General features: G+C 55.7%; 32 protein-coding genes and 1 tRNA gene. 24 read left to right on the top strand and 9 right to left on the bottom strand.

The window, feature by feature from the left end; translation table 11 throughout:
• Positions 1–79 precede the first annotated feature (79 nt).
• A complete protein-coding gene (locus tag ACFQO4_RS00235) occupies positions 80–679 on the top strand; it encodes a VOC family protein (protein WP_500259019.1) in 600 nt (199 codons plus the stop codon).
• Positions 680–763: 84 nt separating this feature from the next.
• Here ACFQO4_RS00235 and tmcA read toward each other — a convergent pair whose 3' ends face one another.
• Entirely contained in the window at positions 764–3,091 is a 2,328-nt protein-coding gene (gene tmcA / locus ACFQO4_RS00240) for a tRNA(Met) cytidine acetyltransferase TmcA (RefSeq protein WP_500259020.1), read from the bottom strand.
• Between the two features lie 342 nt (positions 3,092–3,433).
• Between tmcA and rpl7ae the strand changes: the two genes are divergently transcribed.
• The 7 genes from rpl7ae (at position 3,434) to ACFQO4_RS00275 (ending at position 6,753) form a co-directional block, all read left to right on the top strand.
• On the top strand, positions 3,434–3,796 hold the full coding sequence (rpl7ae, locus tag ACFQO4_RS00245; RefSeq protein ID WP_254156170.1) for a 50S ribosomal protein L7Ae: 363 nt from the start codon (positions 3,434–3,436) through the stop codon (positions 3,794–3,796).
• An 11-nt stretch (positions 3,797–3,807) separates the two neighbouring features.
• A complete protein-coding gene (locus tag ACFQO4_RS00250) occupies positions 3,808–4,032 on the top strand; it encodes a 30S ribosomal protein S28e (RefSeq protein ID WP_253435051.1) in 225 nt (74 codons plus the stop codon).
• Complete coding sequence (locus ACFQO4_RS00255) at positions 4,032–4,514, top strand: 50S ribosomal protein L24e (RefSeq protein ID WP_500259021.1); 483 nt, start codon at positions 4,032–4,034, stop codon at positions 4,512–4,514. Before ACFQO4_RS00250 ends, ACFQO4_RS00255 begins: the two co-directional genes overlap by 1 nt.
• A complete protein-coding gene (gene ndk / locus ACFQO4_RS00260) occupies positions 4,511–4,975 on the top strand; it encodes a nucleoside-diphosphate kinase (RefSeq protein WP_500259022.1) in 465 nt (154 codons plus the stop codon). Before ACFQO4_RS00255 ends, ndk begins: the two co-directional genes overlap by 4 nt.
• A gap of 216 nt (positions 4,976–5,191) precedes the next feature.
• Positions 5,192–5,557, top strand: a complete 366-nt coding sequence (locus ACFQO4_RS00265; RefSeq protein ID WP_500259023.1) for a DUF7344 domain-containing protein — start codon at positions 5,192–5,194, stop codon at positions 5,555–5,557.
• 129 nt (positions 5,558–5,686) lie between these two features.
• Positions 5,687–6,289, top strand: coding sequence for a superoxide dismutase [Mn] (gene sod / locus ACFQO4_RS00270; RefSeq protein ID WP_497901425.1), 603 nt, complete (start codon positions 5,687–5,689; stop codon positions 6,287–6,289).
• Between the two features lie 197 nt (positions 6,290–6,486).
• Positions 6,487–6,753, top strand: a complete 267-nt coding sequence (locus ACFQO4_RS00275; RefSeq protein WP_312907645.1) for a DUF5827 family protein — start codon at positions 6,487–6,489, stop codon at positions 6,751–6,753.
• Positions 6,754–6,796: 43 nt separating this feature from the next.
• On the opposite strand, the gene ACFQO4_RS00280 is transcribed toward ACFQO4_RS00275, so the two are convergent.
• On the bottom strand, positions 6,797–7,375 hold the full coding sequence (locus tag ACFQO4_RS00280) for an MBL fold metallo-hydrolase (protein WP_500260429.1): 579 nt from the start codon (positions 7,373–7,375) through the stop codon (positions 6,797–6,799).
• 127 nt (positions 7,376–7,502) lie between these two features.
• Here ACFQO4_RS00280 and ACFQO4_RS00285 point away from each other — a divergent pair, with 127 nt between their 5' ends.
• The 3 genes from ACFQO4_RS00285 (at position 7,503) to ACFQO4_RS00295 (ending at position 10,127) form a co-directional block, all read left to right on the top strand.
• Positions 7,503–8,699, top strand: coding sequence for a DUF4897 domain-containing protein (locus ACFQO4_RS00285; protein ID WP_500259024.1), 1,197 nt, complete (start codon positions 7,503–7,505; stop codon positions 8,697–8,699).
• Between the two features lie 82 nt (positions 8,700–8,781).
• Positions 8,782–8,856, top strand: a tRNA-Glu gene (locus tag ACFQO4_RS00290).
• Between the two features lie 167 nt (positions 8,857–9,023).
• Positions 9,024–10,127, top strand: coding sequence for a tyrosine-type recombinase/integrase (locus ACFQO4_RS00295; protein ID WP_500259025.1), 1,104 nt, complete (start codon positions 9,024–9,026; stop codon positions 10,125–10,127).
• 142 nt (positions 10,128–10,269) lie between these two features.
• On the opposite strand, the gene ACFQO4_RS00300 is transcribed toward ACFQO4_RS00295, so the two are convergent.
• A complete protein-coding gene (locus tag ACFQO4_RS00300; protein ID WP_500259026.1) occupies positions 10,270–10,701 on the bottom strand; it encodes an ester cyclase in 432 nt (143 codons plus the stop codon).
• Between the two features lie 509 nt (positions 10,702–11,210).
• On the opposite strand from ACFQO4_RS00300, the gene ACFQO4_RS00305 reads away from it, so the two are divergent.
• Positions 11,211–11,873, top strand: a complete 663-nt coding sequence (locus tag ACFQO4_RS00305) for a helix-turn-helix domain-containing protein (protein ID WP_500259027.1) — start codon at positions 11,211–11,213, stop codon at positions 11,871–11,873.
• Positions 11,874–11,966: 93 nt separating this feature from the next.
• Positions 11,967–12,356 carry a DUF7344 domain-containing protein gene (locus ACFQO4_RS00310; RefSeq protein WP_500259028.1) on the top strand — a complete coding sequence of 130 codons (390 nt, stop codon included), beginning with the start codon at positions 11,967–11,969 and terminating at the stop codon, positions 12,354–12,356.
• A 529-nt stretch (positions 12,357–12,885) separates the two neighbouring features.
• Here ACFQO4_RS00310 and ACFQO4_RS00315 read toward each other — a convergent pair.
• Positions 12,886–13,284 carry a carboxymuconolactone decarboxylase family protein gene (locus tag ACFQO4_RS00315; RefSeq protein ID WP_500259029.1) on the bottom strand — a complete coding sequence of 133 codons (399 nt, stop codon included), beginning with the start codon at positions 13,282–13,284 and terminating at the stop codon, positions 12,886–12,888.
• Between the two features lie 609 nt (positions 13,285–13,893).
• Here ACFQO4_RS00315 and ACFQO4_RS00320 point away from each other — a divergent pair.
• The 5 genes from ACFQO4_RS00320 to ACFQO4_RS00340 all read left to right on the top strand — a co-directional run bounded on the left by ACFQO4_RS00320 (position 13,894) and on the right by ACFQO4_RS00340 (position 17,035).
• On the top strand, positions 13,894–14,331 hold the full coding sequence (locus tag ACFQO4_RS00320; RefSeq protein WP_500259030.1) for a hypothetical protein: 438 nt from the start codon (positions 13,894–13,896) through the stop codon (positions 14,329–14,331).
• A 284-nt stretch (positions 14,332–14,615) separates the two neighbouring features.
• Complete coding sequence (locus ACFQO4_RS00325) at positions 14,616–15,278, top strand: helix-turn-helix domain-containing protein (protein ID WP_500259031.1); 663 nt, start codon at positions 14,616–14,618, stop codon at positions 15,276–15,278.
• Positions 15,279–15,353: 75 nt separating this feature from the next.
• Positions 15,354–15,707 (top strand): DUF7344 domain-containing protein, encoded by a 354-nt coding sequence (locus ACFQO4_RS00330; RefSeq protein ID WP_500259032.1) that lies wholly within the window; start codon positions 15,354–15,356, stop codon positions 15,705–15,707.
• Positions 15,708–16,291: 584 nt separating this feature from the next.
• Positions 16,292–16,690, top strand: a complete 399-nt coding sequence (locus tag ACFQO4_RS00335; RefSeq protein WP_500259033.1) for a cupin domain-containing protein — start codon at positions 16,292–16,294, stop codon at positions 16,688–16,690.
• Positions 16,691–16,873: 183 nt separating this feature from the next.
• Positions 16,874–17,035, top strand: a complete 162-nt coding sequence (locus ACFQO4_RS00340) for a rubrerythrin-like domain-containing protein (RefSeq protein WP_500259034.1) — start codon at positions 16,874–16,876, stop codon at positions 17,033–17,035.
• 311 nt (positions 17,036–17,346) lie between these two features.
• Here ACFQO4_RS00340 and ACFQO4_RS00345 read toward each other — a convergent pair whose 3' ends face one another.
• The 3 genes from ACFQO4_RS00345 to ACFQO4_RS00355 form a co-directional block, all read right to left on the bottom strand.
• Positions 17,347–17,778: a plastocyanin/azurin family copper-binding protein gene (locus tag ACFQO4_RS00345; RefSeq protein ID WP_500259035.1), complete on the bottom strand. Its 432-nt coding sequence runs from the start codon at positions 17,776–17,778 to the stop codon at positions 17,347–17,349.
• 555 nt (positions 17,779–18,333) lie between these two features.
• Positions 18,334–18,681 (bottom strand): DUF7344 domain-containing protein, encoded by a 348-nt coding sequence (locus tag ACFQO4_RS00350; protein WP_500259036.1) that lies wholly within the window; start codon positions 18,679–18,681, stop codon positions 18,334–18,336.
• 65 nt (positions 18,682–18,746) lie between these two features.
• Positions 18,747–19,385 (bottom strand): helix-turn-helix domain-containing protein, encoded by a 639-nt coding sequence (locus ACFQO4_RS00355; protein ID WP_500259037.1) that lies wholly within the window; start codon positions 19,383–19,385, stop codon positions 18,747–18,749.
• Between the two features lie 547 nt (positions 19,386–19,932).
• On the opposite strand from ACFQO4_RS00355, the gene ACFQO4_RS00360 reads away from it, so the two are divergent.
• Both ACFQO4_RS00360 and ACFQO4_RS00365 read left to right on the top strand, forming a co-directional pair.
• Complete coding sequence (locus ACFQO4_RS00360; protein WP_500259038.1) at positions 19,933–20,196, top strand: hypothetical protein; 264 nt, start codon at positions 19,933–19,935, stop codon at positions 20,194–20,196.
• A gap of 190 nt (positions 20,197–20,386) precedes the next feature.
• Positions 20,387–20,743: a DUF7344 domain-containing protein gene (locus ACFQO4_RS00365; RefSeq protein ID WP_500259039.1), complete on the top strand. Its 357-nt coding sequence runs from the start codon at positions 20,387–20,389 to the stop codon at positions 20,741–20,743.
• A 258-nt stretch (positions 20,744–21,001) separates the two neighbouring features.
• On the opposite strand, the gene ACFQO4_RS00370 is transcribed toward ACFQO4_RS00365, so the two are convergent.
• Both ACFQO4_RS00370 and ACFQO4_RS00375 read right to left on the bottom strand, forming a co-directional pair.
• Positions 21,002–21,370, bottom strand: coding sequence for a DUF7344 domain-containing protein (locus ACFQO4_RS00370; RefSeq protein ID WP_500259040.1), 369 nt, complete (start codon positions 21,368–21,370; stop codon positions 21,002–21,004).
• Between the two features lie 136 nt (positions 21,371–21,506).
• Positions 21,507–21,911: an Lrp/AsnC family transcriptional regulator gene (locus tag ACFQO4_RS00375; RefSeq protein ID WP_500259041.1), complete on the bottom strand. Its 405-nt coding sequence runs from the start codon at positions 21,909–21,911 to the stop codon at positions 21,507–21,509.
• A gap of 186 nt (positions 21,912–22,097) precedes the next feature.
• Between ACFQO4_RS00375 and ACFQO4_RS00380 the strand changes: the two genes are divergently transcribed.
• From ACFQO4_RS00380 to ACFQO4_RS00395, 4 genes are all read left to right on the top strand, one after another.
• A complete protein-coding gene (locus tag ACFQO4_RS00380; protein WP_500259042.1) occupies positions 22,098–22,748 on the top strand; it encodes a helix-turn-helix domain-containing protein in 651 nt (216 codons plus the stop codon).
• A 78-nt stretch (positions 22,749–22,826) separates the two neighbouring features.
• Positions 22,827–23,168 (top strand): DdfA family disk-determining factor, encoded by a 342-nt coding sequence (gene ddfA, locus ACFQO4_RS00385; RefSeq protein WP_500259043.1) that lies wholly within the window; start codon positions 22,827–22,829, stop codon positions 23,166–23,168.
• Positions 23,169–23,312: 144 nt separating this feature from the next.
• Positions 23,313–23,561 (top strand): hypothetical protein, encoded by a 249-nt coding sequence (locus ACFQO4_RS00390; protein ID WP_500259044.1) that lies wholly within the window; start codon positions 23,313–23,315, stop codon positions 23,559–23,561.
• 129 nt (positions 23,562–23,690) lie between these two features.
• A complete protein-coding gene (locus tag ACFQO4_RS00395) occupies positions 23,691–24,347 on the top strand; it encodes a helix-turn-helix domain-containing protein (protein ID WP_500259045.1) in 657 nt (218 codons plus the stop codon).
• Positions 24,348–24,891: the final 544 nt, after the last annotated feature.

Consider the following 24,891-nt stretch of genomic DNA (forward strand, 5'->3'; position numbering starts at 1 on the left):
TCCAGGTCCTCGCCCGCGCCGGGATTCGCCACTCGGCGTATCCCACAGCGTTATTCTGTGTTCTCACGAGGGTACGCGTATGGCCCAATCGACGCTCTTTCACCTCCATTTCAACACGCCGTCCGTCGACGAAGCCGCCGCTCGTCTCGAGCGGGCCGGTCTCCCACTCGATCAGCGGTTCGGGAGCGTCTGCGGCGAGGGCGTTTCCCTCGAGCCGGACGACGAGACTCCCGACGGGTTTCGGTTCAAACTTCAGGTCCACCAGCGAGGGGGTGCGAACGTTACGCTCGCTCCCGGCCGTCGTCCGCACTTCGACCACCTTGGCCTGATCGTGGACGATTTCGAGGGGGCACTCGACCGCGCGGAATCGCGGGGTTGGTCGGTCCGTCGAAACGAACGACGAACGTTCGTGATGACACCGTGGGGGTTTCGCGTCGAAGCCCACCCGTCAGACGGCGAGGGGGTCGTGGGCCTCGGAGACGTTTCCGACTGTCGGCTCGAGGAAACAGTCCTCTATCTTCCCGAGGCCGATGCGGCGCGAGCGGCCTTTGTCGACGTGTTCGGAGAGGTCCCAGCGCTTCGAATCGAACCTGGTGAGAGTGCGTGGGTGGAGACGTTCGTCCTGGCAACGAGTCGAACGTCCAAGAAAGTGGCCGCTGACGAACTCCTCGGCGCGTAGGCTACCGTATCGATCGAAAAACGTAGGATCCCGAATCGACCGAAACGACCGCAGCCTGTTCTCAGTGTCTAATGGGACCGTCAGTTACTCACGTGTCTCGTCGAGAAACCGGTCACGAACTGTCTGCGCAACGTCCGTGCCGTAGTGATCGACTAGCGGCTGGAGCGCTGATCCGAACGCCCGCATGCACTGGCGCGAGGAGTGGTACTCGAGTCCCGCCGTCACTTCGTCCCAGGTGTGAGCCTGAAGGACGCGCCGAACCAGCAACCGCTCCTGACGCGTGGTGAGCGCGTCCTCGAGTTCCGGCGGTCGCTCGATCAGCGCCGAAATTACCAGTCGCCTGAACGGCCCGGGATCGACGTCGTAGAGGCCAGGGCCGTACGCCGCGCCGGCGACGACCCGCCACTCGTGGGACGATAGCTCGAGCGGGAGCGTGTACTCGGTCCCGACCGATCGGGTAACTGCCCGAACCACGTCAGGATCGAGGTCGTGCAGGGTGTCGGAGAGCACTCTCGGCAAGCGCCTGGCGAAGCGAGTCGCGTGGCGCTCGAGCAGGGCCTCCCCCGCCTCGGTCATCGGTGCGAGCATGATTGCCGAGTACTCTCCGCTCGTGTCGTTGCGAGTCGTCGAGAGGTGGACCGTCCGGTAGCCGTTCGCCCGCCAGAACGAGACGAGGTTGGGGGTCGCACCGAAGCCGGTGCCGAGCCAGTCGACCGCCCCGTCGAACTCCTCCTGGATGCGCTCCAGGAGGTGTGATCCGAGCCCCCGTTCGCGCCGCGCGTGGTGGGTCGCGATCCGAACCACGCGAATCCCGGCGTACTCGCCTGCCGACTCGTCGCGCACGTGACTCGTCAGTATGTCCGGGATCATGTTCCCGCGGATGCGCCCGCCCTCGTACATCCGTTCTCGATCCGCTGCCGAGAGATTCCCCTCCCGTGCCAGCAGGGCAACGCTGACGACGTGACTGTCGTGGAGCAAGGCCCGCGTCTCGAGGTTCGGCGCGTCGAGCAGTCGGGCGAGGTCGTTCGGCTCGGTTCGGTAGTGGGCGAGCACGAGCAGGCCGACGACCTCCCGGAGGAGCGACTCGTCTTCGAGGAGGGCATCGGGCTCGAGGCGGCGATACTCGACCGACTCCGGGGTCGCGCCCTCGATCAGTGGAGCTACCGGTGGGCTGGCGTCGAGCAACAGCGCTCGAAACGACCAAACCTCGAGCGGGTCTCCGGCGGCGTACCGGATCGGCTCCTGCAGGGCGTACTCGAAGACGTCGTGGTCGCTCGCCTCGAGCCGATCCCGAAAGCGAACCGAGAATCCGCGTCCGGCTCCCTCGTAGCCGTGGATCGTCGTCGCGAACGCGATTCGATCGGCGGCCAGCAGCGACTCGAGTACCGTCACCGAGAGGGCGGCGGCCTCGTCGACCAGCACGACGTCGGCGGTTTCGATGCGGGAGACGGCCTCGAGCGGTGGGGCGTACTCTATGGTTCCGCCGTCGACGGTCTGCAGTACCTGACTGGTCGCCCCGTGGTCTCCCTCGAGGTCGCCGCGCCCCTCGAGCAACTCACTCGCCCGCGCGAAGGCTTCAGCCGCGTTCGCCCAGGCGGGCGCGGTAACCAGGACGTGATCGCCCGTTGCGGCGAAACAGCCGGCTGCCAGCCCGATCGCACTCGACTTGCCGCGGCCGCGGTCAGCCTCGAGGACGACCGCGTTCTCGGGAGCGCGAAGGCGCTCGAGGCTCTCGAGTGCCGTTCGCTGGTCGTCGGTGTAACAAGCATCGTATGCGTCCCGAGGGAACGCTCGAGTCTCCCTGACGCCGTCTGCAGCGTCCGTCTCGCGGGCGAAGTCGTCGGGCACTTCTCGCGTCTGAATGGGGTCCCCGCGGTACACTAGCCGGGGGGCCGGGTGCGTCAACCCGTCGTCCTCGAGGTGGTCGTCGTCGACGTTCACGATAGCGATCCCGCGGTGGGCGCGAAGCGTCTCGACGAGCCGCGCTCGAAAGCGTCCGGTCACGTCCGCGAGGTCGAACGGGGGAACGGCCATCGACCGCTCGAACGAACCTCGCTCGTCGGGCCACTCTTCGAGCGGCGGCGTCAACAGGATCAAGAGTCCTCCGGCGTCGATCGTTCCCACGAGTTTCCCCAGTGCGTTCGGCTCGAGGGTGTCGTGGGCGTCGAGGATTACGATCTCTCGGGTCGTCCCCAGGAGTGCTCCGGCTTCGGACTGGGTCCGGTGTTCACAGCGAAGTCGATCCCCGGGGCCGACCAGCGTCGTCCGCGAAATCGGGACGTCGAGGGACTCGAGGACGGTCGCCAGTACCTCGTACCCCCGCTCGCGATCGCCCGCGAGCACGAGACCGCGACGCTCGTCGACAGAGGCGGCCTCCTCCCTGAGGACTCGAGCGTGCGCGGCGACGTTCATGTGGGCTCATCGGACAGGTGATCGTAAGTTACTGTCGGCTGGCACTCCCCCGCGAGTTACTGTCGACTGACACCTGCTCACGACTCTCTCCTGACGAGTGGTCGTCGGTAGCGACAAAAGCGACCGTGAGCCGTCGGCCAGCCTCCGTCCCGTGCAACGGTTTCCCACGCCTCCGTTCGTTTGAACACGCTTTTAAGGGGGGCACCGTTACTGGGAAGTACACCCTACGCGGGGTTGATGATACTCCTAGCCTCACAGGACTTTCGCCGGACGAACCCGGCCCGGGCCCAGCCCCGGACGGCAGGGGAGTGCGAGCCCGCGCGTAGGAGAGGTGAACAACCAATGGCAGTCTACGTAACCACAGACATCCCAGCCGACCTCGCCGACGACGCCCTCGAGGCGCTCGAGGTCGCCCGAGACACAGGCAGCGTAAAGAAAGGAACCAACGAAACGACCAAGGCCATCGAGCGCGGCAACGCCGAGCTCGTCTACGTCGCCGAGGACGTCTCGCCAGAGGAGATCGTGATGCACCTCCCCGAACTCGCCGACGAGAAGGGCATCCCGGTCGTCTTCGTCGAGACCCAGGACGACGTCGGTCACGCCGCCGGCCTCGAGGTCGGCTCGGCGGCCGCGGCGATCGTCGACGCCGGCGAGGCGTCGAGCGACGTCGAAGACATCGCCGGAAAGGTCGAGGACCTCGACTGAGGTGATCACAGATGAGTGCTGAAGAAGCAGAAAACGGGTCAACGCCCGCCGAGGTCATCGAGATCGTCGGCAAGACCGGCATGCACGGCGAAGCCATGCAGGTCAAGTGTCGGATCAAGGAGGGCGAGAACCAGGGACGCATCATCACCCGAAACTGCCTCGGGCCGGTCCGCGAGGGGGACATCCTCCAGCTGCGCGAGACCGCCCGCGAGGCCGACTCCATCGGAGGACAATAATGGTCGAGAAGCGAACCTGCGACTACACGGGCGAAGAGATCGAGCCCGGCACGGGCATCATGTACGTTCGCACCGACGGTACCGTGCTCCACTTCGTCGACTCGAAGGCGGAGAAAAACTACAAGCTCGGCCGCGAACCGCGCGACCTCGAGTGGACCGAAGAAGGCCGACGCGGCAAGGGTCCAACCCAGGTCGACACGTCGGCGGACGAATCCACGGAACCCGACCAGGAGGACGAAGCAGGAGAAGACGAAGGCGAAGCTGACGAGGACACCGAGTCCGCCGGCGACGAAGAGGACTCCGAGGAGGAGGCCGTCGAAGGCGAGGCGGAAGCCGAGGACGACGCCGGAACGGGCGAGGAAGGTGAAGCGGAAGCCGATGCGGAAGCCGAGGAGGAAGCGGAAGCCGATGCGGAAGCCGAGGAGGAAGCTGAAGCCGAGGAGGAAGCTGAAGCCGATGCGGAAGCAGGTGAAGAAGCGTGAGCGATCACGAACGCACCTTCGTCATGGTCAAACCCGACGCCTTCGCCCGCGGACTCGTGGGCGAAGTCGTCTCTCGACTCGAGGACCGCGGCCTCAAACTCGTCGGCATCAAAGTGATCAACATGCCCGAAGAGCGGGCCAGAGAGCACTACGCCGAGCACGAGGACAAGCCGTTCTTCGACGGTCTGATCGAGTTCATCACCGCGGGACCCGTCGTCCCGATGGTCTGGGAAGGCCAGGACGCCACGCGTCAGGTCCGACAGATGATCGGCGCGACCGATCCGCTCGAAGCTGCCCCCGGAACGATCCGCGGCGACTACGCACTGGACCTCGGTCGGAACGTCGTTCACGCGGCAGATCACGAGGACGAAGGCGCGAACGAGCGCGAAATCGCGATCCACTTCGACGAGGACGAACTGATCGACTACGACCAGCACGACGCGTCCTGGCTCTACGAATAACTCGAGCGGGTTCCGGAGCCCCTCTCGGTATCTGGCCCGAGAGTAGACCAGCGTCGAACGGAACGACCCGCGCGACGACCGGCGAATTTTTGCCATCTCGATCGACTGTATGAAGAAATACAGGTACGTATTCGGATAGACGTAACATCTAATGTGTACCCACCAGTATAAGTGGGTGGTGGTTTCGAATGTTAAGTTACGGTAGGTGGTTTGTAAATGAGTAACAGGGAGAAGGGATCCACGGCTCGAGCATGTTATACGACGCCCTCACTGGACTTGGTTTTTGAACTGCTCTCGAGCCGTCGTCGTCGCCAGGCGCTCTATTATCTGTCCGAGCGATCGGACGGCGTCGCGTCGGTCGACGAGATCGCCGACTACGTACACACCAATGACGACCGGAGCGATTGTTCGGCGGACGGACGGTCCGAGATTGCCGCGGGTCTCAGACACGTTCATCTTCCAAAACTCGAGGATGCTGGCGTGATCGACCACGATCCGCGGAGCCAAACGGTCAGGTACTGGTCCCAGCCGTCGCTGGAGGAGTGGCTCGAACACGCCTATCACAAGGAGTCGATCAAATAGTACCGCTCTCGACAGAGATCCGTCGGAGACGGTGACGGTCACGAAAGCCGATATATTATGGGGTGTGATAGCGTTTCCCTCCTCAATGTTTAACAGGTCAGCGGTCGATTGCTCAACCGGTGTTCACCAATGACTGACCACGAACTGCCACCGCTGCCGTACGATTACGACGCACTCGAGCCATCTATCTCCGAACAGGTCGTGACCTGGCACCACGACACCCACCATCAGGGCTACGTCAACGGCCTGAACTCGGCCGAGGAGGAACTGGCGCAGAACCGCGAGGACGGCGACTTCGATTCGACCCCGGCGGCGCTGGAGAACGTCACGCACAACGGCTGTGGGCACTATCTCCACACGCTGTTCTGGGAGAACATGTCCCCGAACGGCGGCGGCGAACCCGAGGGTGACCTCGCCGACCGCATCGAGGAAGACTTCGGCTCCTACGAGGCCTGGGAGGGCGAGTTCAAGGCCGCCGCGGGCGCTGCCGGCGGCTGGGCGCTGCTGGTCTACGACCCCGTCGCGAAGCAGCTCCGCAACCTCAAGGTCGACCGGCACGACCTCCACGCGCTCTGGGGCGCTCACCCCATCCTCGCGCTGGACGTCTGGGAACACTCGTACTACTACGACTACGGCCCGGACCGTGGAAGCTTCATCGACAGCTTCTTCGACGTCGTCAACTGGGACTCCGTCGCCGAGGAGTACCAGACGTGCCTCGACCACTTCGAGTAAGCGACGACTCCGTACACTATCGCACTTTTTTGGCACGACAGTGAGCGAGTAGTGGTGCGAGTCTCGCCTCGTGTCGAGCGGTAAGCGGCGAACAGTGAACAGTGAGCAGCGAACGACGAACGACGAGCACGTCGAGCACGACGAACGACGAACGGCAAAACCCACACCGTTTAGCCACGAGGCCCGTTAGTCGAGATATGCCCGTTCCGAAGGACGAATTCGACACCTTGCCACCGTGTGATTTCTACACGCCCGAGGAACTCCTCGAGGCCGACCAGATGTACAGCGTCTACGAAATCGCCCGACTCTTGCAGGGGCTGGATCCGAACGCGGAAATCGACCGCGAGACGGAGGACATCCTCCTCGACTGGGCGATTCCGTGGATCATGACCAACGCAGAGGACCTGGTGGTGGGCGAACCGCGAACCGACGACGAACCGGGCTACTACGGCCTCAAATCCTGATCGTCGAGGAGACCAGTGAGACCAGTGAGGCCAGCGAGCGCTGTCAGGCCTGCCTGGCCATCCGACTCGCCAGTTCGACGTGTTCGTACGGCTCGTCGGTGACGCTCGGCCCGTGGCCGACGTGAAGCGCCTCGAGTCCGGGGTCGATTCGCTCGAGTAGCCGATCGATGCTGTCGATGAGCGTCGATCGATCACCTTCCGGGAGGTCGGTACGCCCGAATGCACCGTTCTGGAAGACGAGGTCGCCAGCGAACAGCACGCCTGTCTCGCGTGCGTACAGACAGAGGTGATCGTCCTTGTGGCCCGGCGTGTGCAACGCGACGTACTCGCCGTCGCCGAGGACTACCGTCGCCTCGTCTGCAAGTTCGTGGTCGACGCCATCGGCCGACGCGTCGAACCCCCAGACCTCGACGTCGAAGGCCGTCGCAACGGCCTCGAGATTACCGACGTGATCGGGGTGGGTGTGAGTGAGCACGACGGCATCGAGCGCGTCGACGTGTTCGCGGATCGCCTCGACGACGTCGAAGTTCGCTCCCGTATCCACGAGGACGGTCCGATCGCCAGTGACCAGGAACGCGTTGCTCGTGAACACCTGCTTGCCCGCGGCGAGATTTACGATCATCGCCAGCAGGTACGTCTCGGGCCACTTTGTGCGTGTCGACACGCAATTTCGGGCGGTTGGGTGTGCGTACCGCAGTGGAATCGACATTCACAAGGTCTTTTACTGAGAGCACGTACAAGAGAGACGAATGAACGGGTCGGCTCTTCGAACAGGGATCCTCGTGATCACTCTCCTCGTCGCCGCAGTCGGTGGCGGAACGCTGGTGGCCGCCAACGATTCGACCACCGCGGTCGAACGGGAACGGCAACCGGGTATGGACACCGGGCAGCCAGCGTTCGGCGCTAGCGACGATCGATTCGCGAACACCGCCGCCTCGTTCCAGGAGCAGGGCTTCGAAACGACGACGTTCATCGTTACAGTCAACGACGACGGATCGGCCATCTGGACGTTCCGATACGAACGCATTCTCGAGGACGACGAGGCTGAGGCGGAATTCGAGACGTTCGCCGAGGAGTTCGAGTCCGAAGAGACCGAACGATACACGGACTTCAAGGACCAGGCAAACGCCCTCCTCACTATCGGTCGAGAGGAGACCGGCCGCGAAATGAAGGCGACCGACTTCAACCGAACGGCCAGAATCGAACAGCGGTTCAATACGAGAGGCGTCGTCGAGATGTCGTTCACGTGGAACGGATTCGCGCAGGTAAACGACGGCGAAGTCGTCGCTGGCGACGTGTTCGAAGGGAACTTCGTCATCTCCTCCGACCAGACACTCGTCATCGAAACGGGTGACGACCTGCGGTTCGCCGACGTCCAACCGGCCGGCGAGCTCAGTGCATCGTCCCTCGAAGCCAGCGATTCGGTCACCTGGACCGGCCGAAAGCAATTCCTGGACGGTCAGCCACGCGTCATTTTCGAGAGCGAATCGGCGGGTGGATCGGTCGAACCAGACGAGGACACGGAAAACGAGTCGGCGCTCCCGATATCCACCATCGCACTGGCACTCGCTGGCGGCGCGATCTTGCTCGGTCTCCTCGCCGCCGGTATCTCCCGGTACGGCCTCCTGTCGAGGACAGACCAATCGGATCCGGACGTCCACCCCGAACCGACTCGAGAACCCGATCAATCGGCCGCCCAGCCGATACCGGACGACGAACTCCTCAGCGACGAGGATCGGGTCATCTCACTCATTCGAGAGCGAGGCGGCCGAATGAAGCAGGTCAACATCGTCGACGAAACCGGCTGGTCGAAGTCGAAGGTGAGCATGTTGCTCTCAGAGATGGAATCCGACGGCACCATCAGCAAACTCCGGGTCGGTCGAGAGAACATCATCAGCCTCGAGGGATTCGAACCAGAGGCCACCAGGTCACCGTTCGAGGAGTAATTTGCGCATGCGACGGCTGGACACGGTACCGATGAAACGCAACCCTTAAACAGTCTTCTCGGCAAGCATAGATTGCAAACCCGCTCCGTTGGTGTAGTCCGGCCAATCATATTGCCCTCTCACGGCAATGACCAGGGTTCGAATCCCTGACGGAGCATCCTTTTCCCGACGCCGTCTCCCGATTTCGAGCCCGTGCTAACCTCACGTAAGCATGAAACTCGAAGGCAATGCGATTGAGATGGTCGGGTTACCCCGACGCCGTATAGCGATTCCAATTATTTGCCCTGCAATCCGATTCGCAGGATTCGTTCGGGAGGTAACGCGATGGATCTAAGTGATTTCACGCTCGTTCCGGGCCCGACTGAAGACCGCCTCGGTAAACGACAACTGGTCGATTACCGAACCGAACGAGAGGGCATGGTCAAGTGGCTCCTCACGTTCGGTATCGAACCGGAGAAAGCGAACGGCTACGCAGAGAGCACGGTCAAAAACCGGATCTACCGGATGGACCAGTTCTGCCGGTTCGTCTGGGACCGCGAGGGCCAGTACACGACGGCAGTCACGCACGAGCACGCGGATGCATGGATGCAGGAACTGGCCTACGCCGAGTGTAGCGACACCCACCGTGACCTGTGTCAGAAGGCTGTGCGGATGCTGTTCAAGTGGCGTGCTCACGAGCGCGGTGGGAAAGAGTGGGAGCCGACGATCACGTTCAGTTCGAACGACGGGACGACAACGCCGCGCGACTACCTCACGCTCCAGGAGCGAAAGCTCATCCGCGAAGCGGCGCTGGAGTACGGAAGCATCCCGTCCTACAACAACGTCAGTCCACGAGAGCGCAGCGAGATTAACGCCTATCTCGCCCAGCGGTTCGAGAAACCCGGTGCGGAGATCACGAAACGCGACTGGGAGCGTGCGAACAACTGGAAGATCCCCAGCCTCGTCAGCGTCAGCCTCGACGCTGCGCTCCGACCGATCGAAGTCGAGCGGTCCGTGACCGGATGGGTCGATCTCGGAAACGGGATTTTGCGCATCCCGATCGAGGATAGCTCGAAAAACGAAGATAACTGGCGCGTTAGCCTCAGCAAGCGCTCTGTCAGTATGCTCGAGCGGTGGCTCGAACAACGAGCAACCTACGACCTGTACGATGGACGCGATGAACTGTGGTTGACGCGCGAGGGAAACCCATACGGGTCCGCGTCGCTCCGTCGCATCCTCCACCAACTATGTGAAATCGCTGATATCGACTACGAGAACCGGAAGATGAGTTGGTACACCATCCGCCACTCCACAGGAACGTATATGACACGCGAAGAAGATCTGGCGGCTGCACAGACACAGTTACGGCACAAGAGCCCGGAGACGACGATGAAGTACGACCAGGCACCAGTTGAGGATCGACAGGATGCGCTCGATCGCATCGGTTGATCCAGAAATTCAGCTTGTTTAAACCCATAGCATTTGATAGGATTTGTCTGCTGAATATAGAGGATATAGTCAGCAGATCAGAATTGACCGTGGATGGAACTCTCTCTTCTCGTGCGTGTGCTGAAAAATTTCTGTGACCGGGTTACTCTCCCGGCGATTCGACGACCCCGAGTTGCTGCATGAGCCCGAACTGGTCGGGTTGAATCCACCGTTCGGCCAACTTTCCATCCTTCATGCGGGTGAACACCATGTTCTGGATTTCGAACTCTTTGCCAGTCGGTTCGATTCCCATAAATTCGCCCACGTGGGTCCCCCGCAGGGTCACCCGCATTGCGACGGTATCGCTTTCGGCGATAATGTCCTCAACGGTCGCCGAGAAGTCCCCAAACGCCGAGAGCAGATATTCAGTCTGTTTCTTGAGTTCTTCTCGACCCTTGATCTCGCCGAGCGGGCTGTGATCGATTACGTCCTCGGCGCAGATCTCGTCGATGACGTCAATATTTCCGGTCGCCACCTCTTCTGGGAAGCGACGAACGACTCGCTTGTTCTCCCCTGTTGTGGATGTTGCTGCCATTGGCTCCTCCGTTCATAGCGCCTCACTCAACAAATCCCATCTCCCACGTGACTCCGAAGTGAACGCTGGTATCCTCTACGCGGCCCAATATGTTAGATGTTACCATGCCACGTTGTCTCGTCCGATTCGACTGCTCCGATCAGTCCACTGCCCTATCCAAGAGACGCGCTCTTTATTCAGTATACTCTGAGCGATCTATCGAAATGCTGCCAAGAAGAGCATGCAAGATACAGAGGATGAGTGCAGCACGGCACCTACGTTTATTCCATGTGCTTAGTCCGAAACCAACCCGCACATACGGATGCGTACTTACTGCTGACTCGAACTTGTCTGTTTGACTCTGCCGTGCTTCTTGATCACACTGGTCCCAAAGTTAGTGAATGTATAAATAAATTATCGGAGATTTTTCATAAACTACCACAGTGCAGGATTGTTGGAATTCAGTCTGCCATCAGCCAATAGAAATAGTTACGACCATCAACAACTAGGTTGAATCAACAGTCCTCATAATGACTCTCAGCACGAAGTTTCGAGTTCCAGTCAAAGTCCTTCCGTTGGGATCTATTTTATCAAACTTCGACGATATTGTGTTTGAACTCGTTCGTGTTATCCCGACCCGAGATGGATTCATTCCGTACTTTTGGGTGTCGGGTGAGAATTTGGATGAGTTTGAACACGCCCTTGAAGACCATCCTCGTATCCTCTCACTCAAACTGCTTGATACTGTTAATCACGACCGTCTCTATCAAGCCGAATGGGACGTGAAACATGGAGAGTTCTTCGCAGGCCTTATCGACACGGATGCCGCAGTTCTGGAGGCATATAGCACCGACAGAAACTGGTTTTTTCATTTCCGTTTCCCGGATCATGACCAATTGACTCAGTTCTACAACTATTGCGTGGAGAACGAGATTACGGGAATTGAACTAGAACACGTCTATTCGTTGAATGAGCGGTCAAGCCACTTTTTCGAGTACAATCTTACTCCAGAACAACGAGAGGCGCTTGTCCTTGCCGCTCAACACGGATACTTCAGCACACCACGTGAGGTAACTCTTGAGGAACTCGCTACTGAACTTGACATCTCTCAACAAGCGCTTTCGCAACGGATTAGAGGCGCCATCGAAAAAGTCATATTAGGTGCATTGAACCTGCCTCTCAAACCGGAATAGGATTGAAGTGAAATGCCAAATTCCAATCCCTCCTTACTAAGACCCTTGTTTGGACAAGGGTTAAAATCAGTACCACAAGGGTCAGTGGCCTATATGAATATGGATACCAATCCACAACAAGATCAGTTATTCGACTGTCTGGCACATCACCATCGGCGGATAATCATAGAGGTATTGCGGAACTCAAACTCGCCAAAACCGACTATCGAATTAACACAGGACGTCATAGAGAGAATCCGTAAAATGTCTGATGAAGATATTTTATCTCCCGAATCTATGCAAACATCCCTCTATCACTCGCACCTTCCGAAACTGAAAGAAGCTGGTCTCGTCGAATTTGATGAGGAGAGAGATCTGGTAGCGCCTACTGAGTACGTATCTCATTTAGGTATTCTTGTGGATCTGGCAGAGCTAATTGCTGGGGAACGTCGCCAACTAGATCTTGAGGCTCGTGACTGGGATGATGAACAGATTACAGGCTAGGAAATAAGAATGTAATATTAAAAATAATGTCTGGTCAGTGATTATTTTGGCCCGGAAATATACCTTGTCGTATTCTGTTGATCTGTGCTTCACCTGTACTGATCGATCACTCCCATCCAGATTGGCTCTCAGTCCGTGCCACATTCGCGCTGTGTAGTCAACAACCCGTTCTCAAGATCCACGCTAACTGGCAGATTCTTTAGCGATCAATAGGCAGCCGCATATATCGGTTGGTTTCGAACTGAGCAATTGGAATAAACGAACTCGCCGTACTGCACACATCCTCTGTACTGACAAATTATCACTCTCGAAGATCGACATCTGAACCGTGCCATATTCGTGCCTGTATCTTGCAGAGACTCGAACAACCACCGAGTTGCTGTCTGAAGAGGGGTGCAAGATACAGGTCAAGCGAGTAACGGAGCGGGGGTCAATTTCACTGATTACCTTCAAGAAACCGTGCTAAAGACAGAGAATAGATGCAGCAGATCGATCTCCCACAGGAGACGTTCCTCTCGTAGCGGTCGACTTAGTCGTCTGCTGCTGCTTCTTGTTCTTTGATGTACTCGACAATCTCGTCCGTTTCGGTAACGAAGTCGTCATAATCGATCTCATTTCCGTGGAGTACTGTCGAGAAATATTTGGTAACACCGGCTAGGTTCACCGCCTCTTCGAGTTCATCCTCTGTCACCTCCGCCAGCCGTGCTTCTTGCTTGTGGAAGTAGGTGCAGTAGGGGCATTTCATTGCAGCGGCTGCACTCACCTCGACGAGCGCCTTCTCGCGTGGGGAGAGGTCAGTTTCTCCGAGGCCAAGATCCCGAAAGATTCCCCAACTGTGATCACTGGCTGACTCTGCAAGCATCTCCATCCAACTCGGTACCTGTCCGAGATACTCCTCAATCTCCTGTTGTGTTTGCTTTGTTGCCATAGTCTCTCACCTCCCGTTCTTCGACGGAACGGAGCTTTGTGCTCAATACTATGTCTGCTGGTACCGAGCACCATTCTCTCTATCCCAATACGTTACTTAGTCCTTTCTGGTGAAAATAATCCATAACTCGTGCCGAATATTCGCTGCTCAATCCAGTTGTCCAGCCAACCACACCGGGAGTGATACCCTGCAAGAGACACGTAGGAGGTCCACATACGGCTCTGGGAATACGAGAGCTGGTCGATAGAACCCCAGCAATGAATCCGCATCCGCCTATATCGGTTGGTTCTGCTCTGGGTAAGTGAAAGAAACGAACTCATCGTGCTGTACACATCCTCTATTTTGACCGATCCCCCCCCCACCCTCCCCCTCCCTCTGATCAGCCACCAACTCCTGCCACATTCGCGCTATGTATCTTGCACATTACTCTCGACCTATTCATCAAGAGTCACAAACGACGAGTGAGATACAGAAGATGAGTTCAGTACGGCGAATCCATTTATTTCACACACTCTGACCGGACAACCGATACATGCAGATGCCTATTGTGTACATGAGCAGAAGCAGTGAGTGAAACTATTTACCTCTGTATTGATAAATAGATGATTAATGGTCGGATTGTCCGCAACGCCCTCTACTCATACTGAAGGCGTTTCTCGGCGAAAAGTGCTTGCTTTGACGGGAGTATTAGCCTCAATCTCTGTTTCGGGATGTAGCGAACTCGTCTTCTCTAATGACACGAGAGGAGAAGCTGATTCAATTGAAATTATAGTTGAGAATCAAACGGAAGAACTCACAATGATAGGTGTTCGGGTAGAAGACGATGAGGGAGAGCTGTTGTTTAGTCAGGTGTACGAACTTGAACCCGGTCACCTTGATTCAGCTGCTGCTATCGAAACGACTCCGTCAACGGTGACGGTTTTCACTCAAGATGGTAACTCCGCTACGTGGGAGTATGCACCTGATTTGGACATCGACTGTGACGGCGAAGATATCGGAGTTACATTACAATCAGATCACTCAATCGATTCGTGGTACGCCTGCTAAGTACACCTCCTGGACTGATCGATCGGCGCCCTACGCAAACTGAACCGAACCGAGTGCCACATTCGCGCTTTGTATCCTGCAGAGATGTATCGAGCTATCGATTTTCTGTTGGTAGGAGCATGCGAGATACAGAGAATGAGTGCAGCACGACAACTTCATTTGCTTTCACGCCGAAACAGGTGAACTAACCACCCGCTACACGTACTTATCGAGCATTTCCGGATTAGAACTCTCCACAAAAACAGGAGAATCCATACGCGTGTAGTGCGTGTATAGTCACGGTAATGAGCGTCATCGTAGAGTTCACAATCGAGGCAGAGGCGTTTACACTCGGCAGGGTGCTGTCGGGGCCACCGAAGATGCACATCGAACTTGAGCGAATTGTCCCGACAGGGTCAATGGAGATGCCGTTCCTGTGGGCGACCGGAACCGGCTTCAACGCGTTCGAAACGAAGGTACGAGACAGTCCTTACGTCAAAGAACTCCACACTCTCGACAGAATCGGGGACAGCGGCCTGTACCGGGTCGAATGGAACGAACCCCGCGAGGGCGACCTCACGGAAGGGATTGCACGGGTGAACGCAATCGTCCTCGAAGCGCACGGGGGTGACACGTGGGAGTTTCGACTTCGCTTTACCAATCACGATGCCCTCTCACGATTTCATAACTACTGCACTACTCACGACCTCCCACTCGTCATTGAGCGTACCTACACGTTACGAGAGACGACCGACAGTGGCCACCAGTTAAATCTCTCGCAGAAACAACGCGAAGCGCTCGTCCTCGCCCTCCAATGGGGCTATTTCGGCACGCCACGTGAAACCTCCCTCGACGAGTTGGCGGACGAGCTGAGCCTCTCGAAGCAGGCACTGTCAGACCGCATCCGTCGGGGCAACGAGAAGGTACTTCACTCTGTGTTGCTCTCGTCAGTGGCCGATTCCGACTGACTGGGAGCAGGTGGTATAAAAATAACCAGACCGGTCAAGACACACACTCTCACGCCTAAGACTTGTACGTGTCGTATGCCGCCTGCTACCAATAACGATGAGTCCACTTGCTCACACGAGAATATCGCCGTTGGTGAGGTGTGTTCTGGGCTTGCAGATGAGCGGTGTCGCTCGGTCCTCTACTACTTTCAGGAATCAACGCTCACTGTGGCGTCGTACGAAGCCCTCATCACGTACAGTTGCGAGCACGACGATACCATCGACACTCGAGAGCAGGCAATCATCGCCCTCCAGCATGTTACGTTGCCAAAACTGGAAGAAGCTGGAATTATCGAGCATGATGAACGCAGTTCCACCGTTCGGTATCGAGGGTTTCCGAAGTTGGAGACGATGGTCCGTCTTGTGGCCGACATGGAAGATGAACTCTAGTACAGGTCCCTCCTTTTTTCGCCTTGATAGTATCTGAATAGCCTGCTACGTATATTCGCTGTACTGAGCGTTTGACCTTCCGTGTTGATCGCTCCTCAGTCAATGCCACAGTCGCGCTTTGTATTCAGCACGCTTGCTGAAACATATCTCTGACAGAGGGTTTCAACAAGGCCAGTTGTTCAACACCAAATCGAAATACTATAGCTCAAAAATACTTCGACCACCAAACGAACGCATCGCCGATCTCCTCTTTCCGAACGAGACCGTCCTCCTGAGGTTTATTCAATAGATACCGAGCTGAATTCCGATGAATATCGAGGTCCTCAGCGATCTCGTCGGTTTGAATTGCAAGTCAGCCATCTGGTATATTGTTAATCGCTCTTGTGAAGTACATTGTTGGGGGAGAGCCCGCTGGTGGTTTCTTGACCACAGTGACCGCGATCTGGTCGAGGTTAGTACGACGCGTTCACCGTTGAACAAGTGTATCTACTCTTCCGGATCAGGCGTCACTGTCGCTTTCGCCAACCTCCGTCACAAGAGCGGACTACTAATATGTGGTCCTCGAATGTGAGGTCCCCCTCAAAATGACCTCAGACATGTACTCTGTGATCAGCCTAGATGAAGCTGAAGAACACACAACCCATGATTCGATTCCAGTTGTGAAGGCCCTCGGGTATGAACTGCGCGCTCGTAATGAGCCACGCCCGCGCGAATCGCGCTTCAACTATTTCTACTACGACGAAGGGCAGGCCGTTCCACGACATAGCCAGCGTGAACAGGAGGAACTGTTCTTCGTTGTTACAGGTCGTTGTCGAATTGAAGTTAATGGAGACGAGTTCGAGGTTGAAGCGAACGACTTCGTTGTTATCGACCCCGGCCCATGGCGACAGATTACCGCTCTTGAGCCATCAGAAATTTTCGCTGTCGGCGCACCGAATGTCCGGGATGATGCCGTCTTTGAGGGAGATAACCCATTCGACTGATTTAATCACCCAGTGGATAATCATAGGTGGGACATGGAGATTTTGTTTTGCGCTCTTACGAAGTAGATTGTTGGTCGGGTAGAGCTGTCGCTGTGAAAGCGTAGCGGGCAACTGTGTTCCCAGTTGAAGTGTTTCGTATAGCGCAGCGTGACCTATAATCGGCTGCGGGTCGTATTTCGTCATATGGCGGATCGAGACACTGATCCCGATTCGGGAGGCGAAGAGCCTGCGAGAAAGACCTATGAATGTAGCAATTGCGGTCACCGGATACAAGCCGAGCACCAGCCAGGCACGTGTCCGGAATGTGGTGGAGAGCTGACCGATATCAGCGTATCCAGGGAGTGAGATGCTGGTCGATCTTTCCAAACCACGATGGTAGATACGCGCACTCTATTTAGCAAGACCTGATCGAATTACCGAACCACTGACAAGATCGGCGTGTTGGATAGAGAGGATGAGTTTAGCACAATAATTTCGCTTCTTTCACCCTGGAACTGGTGAACCACCTGCTCACTATACGTGCGAACGTAGCGTTGATACCTCTGCTAATTACCGGCGATTTCAGCGAAAGAGGATTCGACGGTCAGTCGGCAGAAGTGCTACGAAGGCTTCACCGTCGCGCTGATGATTCGTCGTTTCAGTGTTCTGCGCAACATTTACTGGATTTCGATTTCACCGCGCATCGTCTCGGGATGGACCCGGCAGACGTACTCGACGATTTCATCGGTCGCGTCGAACTCGATGAACTGATCCTCGCCACCTTCGGTTGCTTCTTCAGTCTCATAGTCTTCGACGACATCATCGTCCTCGTCAACGAGTTCGATATTGTGGGGCTGGCCGTCGCCTTCTTCCCAGCCGATTTCATACGATTCACCCTCTTGTAGCGTGAGTGTCGGATTCTCTTCGTCCGCAATTTCGTCCGGCTCGACGCCGACCCAGCCTTCGGTCAGGGCTTCGAGCACAATCTGTGTATCGGGCTCGAGAGCTTCATCGTCCTCCTGTGCACTTGCAGACGCACTTCCCAATCCGATTAGAAGCGCTCCGCCGGTTATCTGAAGAACTCGCCGCCGTGATGTCTCTCGTGCCATCAAACGCGTCTGGCCACGACGAGTTCCTTAAACCATTCATCACAACAACGAGACTGAAACGTGATGCAAACTTTTGAGCCGTGAAGACTCTCAGAAATACGCAACTGAAGTAACTCAAAGCGGTTTGCCGTGTAACGATGGTTAGTCTGGAACCGATTGACTGGTAGATGGACCTACAGGTGTACAATCCAGCCTTGAATCAGATGGTGTTCTCGACATCTATGGCAGACTCGAGTATTTTTCCGTTTACCTGCTTTGCCTGTATTGACCAATCCCCCTTCCACCTGATCGGCCATCAACCCCTGCCACATTCGCGCCCTGTATTCAGCAGATCGTGATCGAACTACCGAAGCGCTGTCAAAAGTGGCGTGTTGAATACAGAGCATAAGTTCAGCACAGTGCCTTCGTTTGTTTCACGCCGAAATTGGCGAACTAGCCGCTCGATACACGTGCATAGTGACCGCTGACCGTTCTATCAAGTGTAATTAATATCTACAGGGTTCTGCTACATACAAAACGCGTGTCGGTCACTGAAGATGTATGCAGATAGAGCGTTTATGGGTTCGGGGTTGCATTTTCAGTGGGTTTCTGCATAATCTTAATGAGTTCGATAGCTGCCGGTAGTTCCGATTCTACATATATTGTTTTTTGGTCGACATCATACTGTAGTACGGCTGCATCGGCCAGTTTCGGAAGATGTCGATGGTGGAGTTCGATAAGAATGCGCTGGTAAAATCCCCTATCTGCTACGGAGCTATCGCTTTCAGTCTGTTCGTCCGTGGCAACGTGCGTCGCTACCTCCTCAAGCGTCACCATGGTGCTCTCAGTAGCTGCCAAGTACTGACAAACTGCACGACACCGTGGCGCCCCAACCGCTTCGTAGGTCGTCGTTTGAGTTGCCATCAGTATAGAGAAATAACACCCGCAGTCCCATCGCTTCAGTGGGGATATATTCTGGGGTTTAAGTTCTATGGAGCGATGTCTGCCGCCTCAATGAGAGTTCGTATCCCTCGCTGGAGCCGTTCAGATAGTGCCTGAGGAGAGACACCTAACTTTGCTGCAACGTCGGTCTGCGACGCAGTCTGAGGAGTATCGAAATGTCCGGCCTCATAAGCAGCGACAAGAGCCTCTTTCTGTTTGTCCGTTAACAACGCATCAACATCATTCTGTGCTTCGGACTCACGATAAATCGATTGGAGGCGGAAAGGCCACCCCTGCTCCTGGAAGAACCTGTGATATTGGGTAAGCGCCTCCCGGTCAGGAAACCGCATTCGAAGCGTCCAACCTTCATGAGTTCCTTCTCCTCCAAGCATAACAAGGTTAAGGTCACGCCACACTTGGAGTGTTCCTGTGCCTCCTTCCTGTTCAGTGGATGTGGCCCGGTACAGCCGACGCGTTTCCAATTCGGTCAGTGTTTTTGGATTGGTGACCGTCGGGTCGGTATCAAGGCCCTCTTCAAAGGCATTGAAATCACCGCCCTCAGCCCAGAAAATGTAGTGAGCAGTCTCGTCAATATACCCTTCTTCAGGATACACAATCATGTCTGGGGCGCGTTCAAAAGCATTTTTCAATAAAGGTAAATCTGTCCAATACTCCACGATAAGCATACAAAATGGTAACAGGCGATAGGAGAAAAAGAGATTGGTCAGATATATAATCTTTCCTCACTTAACTCACTTCATGACGGATTCCAAGGTTCCTCATAAAACGTGGAGAATTTTGCATAGTTACTGGATATTTGATTCTGTTGATTTCAGAGAAGAAAAATTCAGTCTCTAAAATAGTTATATGTAATGCGAGTACTGACGGATACTATCTGAATAGATAGTTGTTCCGGTAACGCCTTCACCTGTATTGAGCGATCCTCCCCATCACAAATTGAGTCAGATCTCGTGCCACACTCGCGCTGTGTATTCAGCATTGTCTGAACGTCTTACCAGAATACAGTCAAGACCGTCGTGCGAGATACAGAGGCTGTATTCATCAAGGAACCCCCTTTCTTTCATCCCGATTCCTGTGATTCAATTGTTGTATAGAGGTGCGTAGTGGGCGATAGTTTCACTAGAGCTGCTGTCTAAGAAAGAAGAGTTCATCAGAGTCTTGTGAACGTAATCGCTGAACGACATCGTTATCTATGTCCCATGCATGAATACTGTGAGCGTTCCGAGCGTGATCACCGCCCTGACGCCTCTATCCATCATGGAAGCCAATCACCCCTCAACATCCTCCACTGACGCATCGGCCGCATTCGAACACGAACTCAAGGACCTGATCATCTCGGCGTATGGCCGTGGAGCCGCCGTTGAACATACGTGGGAGTTTCCCGGGCCTGTTTCCGATGCCCCGAATTGGCGAGTCACGATCGAAAAAGTGCCGCCCGCTGAGCGGACATACGATCCATCACTGCTCGAAGAGTGATCAGGAAATTGAATAGATAACCCGAGCCGATCGACAGCATATACAGTATGTTAGTTTTCTAGCACTTTGTGGGAACAAGAAGATATATGAGGGTTCCTAATGCATGTAGTGCCAGACGTACTCTGCTGAAGTTGGCGCGCGATGATGTGTTGGATAGAACGCCGTGTAGGTACAGTACCAGCAGATAACCATGACAGCACTAACCGGAGACCCGAACCAGCCCGACGATGAGCGCCGCGATATCACCCCGACGCAACTGTTTACGGCCTTTTCCCACGACCGTCGACAGCACGTAGTGGCATATCTGGTGCAAAAACCGGCGGCCATCCCGCTCGGCGATCTAGCTGAGTACATCGCGATCCAGGAAGGCGAGCCGACGAACGAACGGTACGAGCGCGTTCTCACCGACTTGGCGCACTGTCACCTGCCGCACCTCCATGATGCGGGACTCGTTCGATACAGCCCGGACGAGGAACAGGTGGAATTAGCGGTCGGGCGAACGGTAGTTGCGCCGTATCTGGAACTCGGCGGTCACGCTAACGCATAGACGACTGTCCAGGGGTTTTCGCGAGACGTTCCGGTGTGGTGACGATAGTAGGGTGCAAATTCGTTCACTACAACGCCTGTACTGGTCAATCACCACTCCTCGTTGATTGACTCTCACCACATTCTGCATTCGCGCTGTGTATCTTGCAGAGATTCAACGAACTACCAAGTTGTTGCCAGAAGCGGTGTGCGAGATACAGAGTATAAGTTCAGCACGACATCCTTGTTTGTTTCACGCCGAATTCGTCGGATTAGTAGCTCAAATTTCAGAGGCGCACGAAAGGAAGGGCTCTATCTGCTCAAGCTTTTCCGTCGGTTCCACGATCATCCGTTCTCGATCGTAGGTGACAATGTCAGCCTCGGCCAGTTTCGGAATGTGGACGTGGTGGAGCGACACCAGCGTTTGTTTGACTTGCTCGTTGTCAAGCTCCGTTATCTCGGTGCCGTGTTCCCGTTCAACGATCTCATTGCGGAGATCCCGGAGTGTCAATTCCCGATCCTGGGCGAGGAGCAAAACGAGGACTGCACGACGGTGGCGGTGAGAAAGCAACGTAAAGACCGTATCGTGCGATAGACCGTTGGAACGGGGATCCGAGCCGCCTTGCTCAGTTGGGGAATTCGTAGTCACATATACAGTAAAGGGTCATATGGCAAAGCGCATTACGGGTGGCTCAGCACAAAATGCCGAGATTTCCACAGCGTATCGCGGAAACCACTCTGGTTTGAACAGTCGATCCCATTTGATTGAAGATCGGTGGTGAGAACTATTCTTCGACTTCGTCGGTGCTGGGAGCCGGACCGAAATGATTGAACGGTTGAACGTGTTCTTCCTTCACAATCTCCGTAGTGACGATTTCAAGGCCAAGATCCGTTATCTCCCCGGTTACGGTATCTACTGCATCGGAATCTTCAGCGATAGCCTCGATGTGAAGGTTGTTTGCTCCAGTCAACATCTCACGGACAGTGACCGTACCGACGATTTCCAACGCTTCTTCGGCGAGTTCTGCACGCTCGTCAGGCGGCACCCGACTAATGACAAAGATGTGGAGTTGGTAGTTCGCCGCCTCGTAATCGATGTGTGGGTGGTATCCTTCGATCACACCCGCAACCTCCAACCGCTCGATTCGGTTGCGTATGGTGCTGGCGGAGACACCTGCCTCCTCGCCCATCTCTTCGGCAGTAGTCGTGCGTGCGTCCTCTTGAACTCGTGAAGGATTGAGCGATCGACCTCATCAAGTTCAAGCCCCGTCATAGACCCGTTAGATTCGTTTGACCGAAGAGAGTTTCCCCTGTGCAGTACTTGGCCGGTAAAGAGTCAACGAGCAACTCAAAGGGACGCATCGCTATTCGTGTCTATGGCCATAGAAGCCTCATTCACCATCGACCAGGAAGACTTCCCGCTGAGTGCCGTTTTCAATCAATTGGCCGATGCCACTATCGAACTGGATCGGATTGTTCCCACGAGCGAGGCTATAATTCCCTACTTCTGGATTTATGCCGAGGACACCAGTGACCTCACAACCGATTTGAGTGACGATATCGGGATTAGCTCGTTGAAGATAATTGATGAACTCGAGGAGCAGATGTTTGTTCGGATTGAGTGGAACCTCGATCATGAAAGTGTTCTCACGGCAATCACCAACTCGGAGGTCAATCTCCTTTCCGGGATAGGAGATGCAGAAACGTGGACATTTGAAATTCGCGCCGATGAACAACAAGAAATATCGGATTTCCAGACATACTGTCGAGAACATGATATCCCCCTTGAGCTCACCCAGCTCCATGCACTCTCATCACTCAAATCCGATCGGGAGTACGATCTGACAGAGGGACAACGGACAGCATTAGTGATGGCGTATTCTCGCGGGTACTTCGATTCGCCACGAGATGCGACGCAGGACGATCTCGCGGAGGAGCTTGAGATCACCAGGCAGGCGGTCTCATCGCGGTTACAGCGTGGCATTCGACGGCTTGTGGCGAGTACGTTGATAACGCCTCAAGAGTGACCAGCACAGACGCTGCTTAAATACGTATTGCGGGAGCAAAATCCAGCGTCATCCCAGTGGAGCGCGTCTATTCTGGTGATGGAATTCTCCAATAAGTCAGTGGCCACCGGCGAAATCGTTCCTTCAATGGAAACTATCAAATTCGTCGGTGATGATGGTGTCTACCAAGCGAAGTACGACAGTAGCCATGAGCAGCCGAGTCTAGCAATTGTCGCGGCGATAGCAGCTGTTGCCCAACGAGATCCCCTCGAATTACCACCACTCCACTCCGAGATTAATACTAATGCGCTCGATGAATTATTTTCCTCGACAGCCAACGGAGGGCAGAGAAATGGCTGCCTCTCATTTTCGTATGAAGGTTTTGAGGTGACTGTATTCAGCGAGGGAGTCATCGAGGCCAAACCGACGGAGAACGCGTAGTTGGAATGATGGTTATGAGTGTACCATCATCGACGAGCACGAGGTACGATTCGATGGAGAGAAACGGGAGATCACCTATGGTTGAGAACTCAACCAGTACTGATCAGACGTACCTGGACGACGCTCTAGATAGGGCTGGTTCGTATGGGTGACTCGGACGACCTACCGGGCTCCCAGTCGGATCGAGTAGTCAAACGGGATGAAACCTACGAACATGACGACTTCGGTCTCGTCGAAGTGACCGGGATATGGCGGGGAATTCACCAAGTCGATGCAGCACGTCACACCGAGCAAAAGGACGTCATCATCGTTCGGTACTCGACGGAAGAGGACGGCGAACAGGTTGACGAACTTACGGAACCGCTCGATGAGTTCATCAATGCCACGGAATGAGAACACGATCTCGGGTACACATGTTAGGTAAAGGAGACACACGTGTCGGGCAGGACAGTACTTCGAACAGCTCACCATGGAGGGTGTACTGGCACCGGTCCTCTCCGTACAGAACGCATCAATCCGGTTATGACTACTGAGGCGACGTTCAGGGTGCCGTCTGACCAATTCCCCTTGGGAAGAATATTCGAACAATTACAGGATGTGTCAGTCAGACTCGAGCGGATCATTCCCGTACGGGACGTGGTGATTCCGTACTTCTGGGTCCGAGGAACAGATGTCGATGATATTGAGGGGGCATTTACCGACCACCCGGGCGTGAAACAAATCCAATTCGTCGATTCCGTCGAGGACGAGTTTCTACTGCGCGTTGAATGGTCGCTCGATTATGACGATGTGCTGACTGTACTGACTGAGACTGAGATTGCGCTCATCAAGGCGACGGGCTCGAATCTGCGGTGGACGTTTGAGATCCGTGGAGATGATCAATATGACATTTCGGCCTTCCAGTCTCGTTGTCGGGAGTTAGACATCCCGATCACACTGACTGAGTTGTACGCACTCACACCGGTCGAGACGGGCACCCGGGCAGCGCTCACCGACACGCAGCAGGAGGCACTGGTACTCGCCTATGACCGTGGCTACTTCGAATCTCCCCGCGAGGTGACCACGGAGGAACTCGGTGATGAACTCGGCATCACACACCAAGCCGTTGCGTCTCGCCTTCGGCGCGGGATCAACCAGATCCTCGGGAATACGCTTTCGGACGTAACTCTTGCACGGTAATCCTGACAAGAGTCGAATAAATGAAAGCTACATCGGTATGTGTGCCTCCTGTACTGAGCGATCACAGGTCTTCGTAAATCAACTCTCAGCCTGTGCCACATTTGCGCTGTGTATTCAGCACGGCCACAGATACCTATCATCGGTCAAGGATTTCAACAGAGCCAGTGGATAGGAATAGCGCGGAGGAAACAATGATGTGGTAGCTGGTTGACTATGAGGGCGACGTTGGCAACGACTAACCCCCTCCCCCGCGCTGTTAGAGAATTGGTCTCAGTGAACGTAACCGTATTGGCCGCGTCGGCCCGCCCTACCCAAACTCACCAGTCTGTGCTATCCTGGTTCCACTGCCATCAACAGGACGGTAGATGGCACGAGATGCCCGTTTTCAACCCATTAACCAGACCTTGAGCGTGGCGTGCGTTCTTTGCGCCACAAGATTACCTTGCCCATTAACGGCACTTGCTGTAGGGAGGCCTGGCAACTGCAGAAGGCGGATGACGCATGTTGTCCACTTCTGTGGCTATCGACGTTTATTCGGCGGTCG

The organism is Saliphagus sp. GCM10025334 (assembly GCF_042663485.1).
Lineage (GTDB): Archaea > Halobacteriota > Halobacteria > Halobacteriales > Natrialbaceae > Natronosalvus.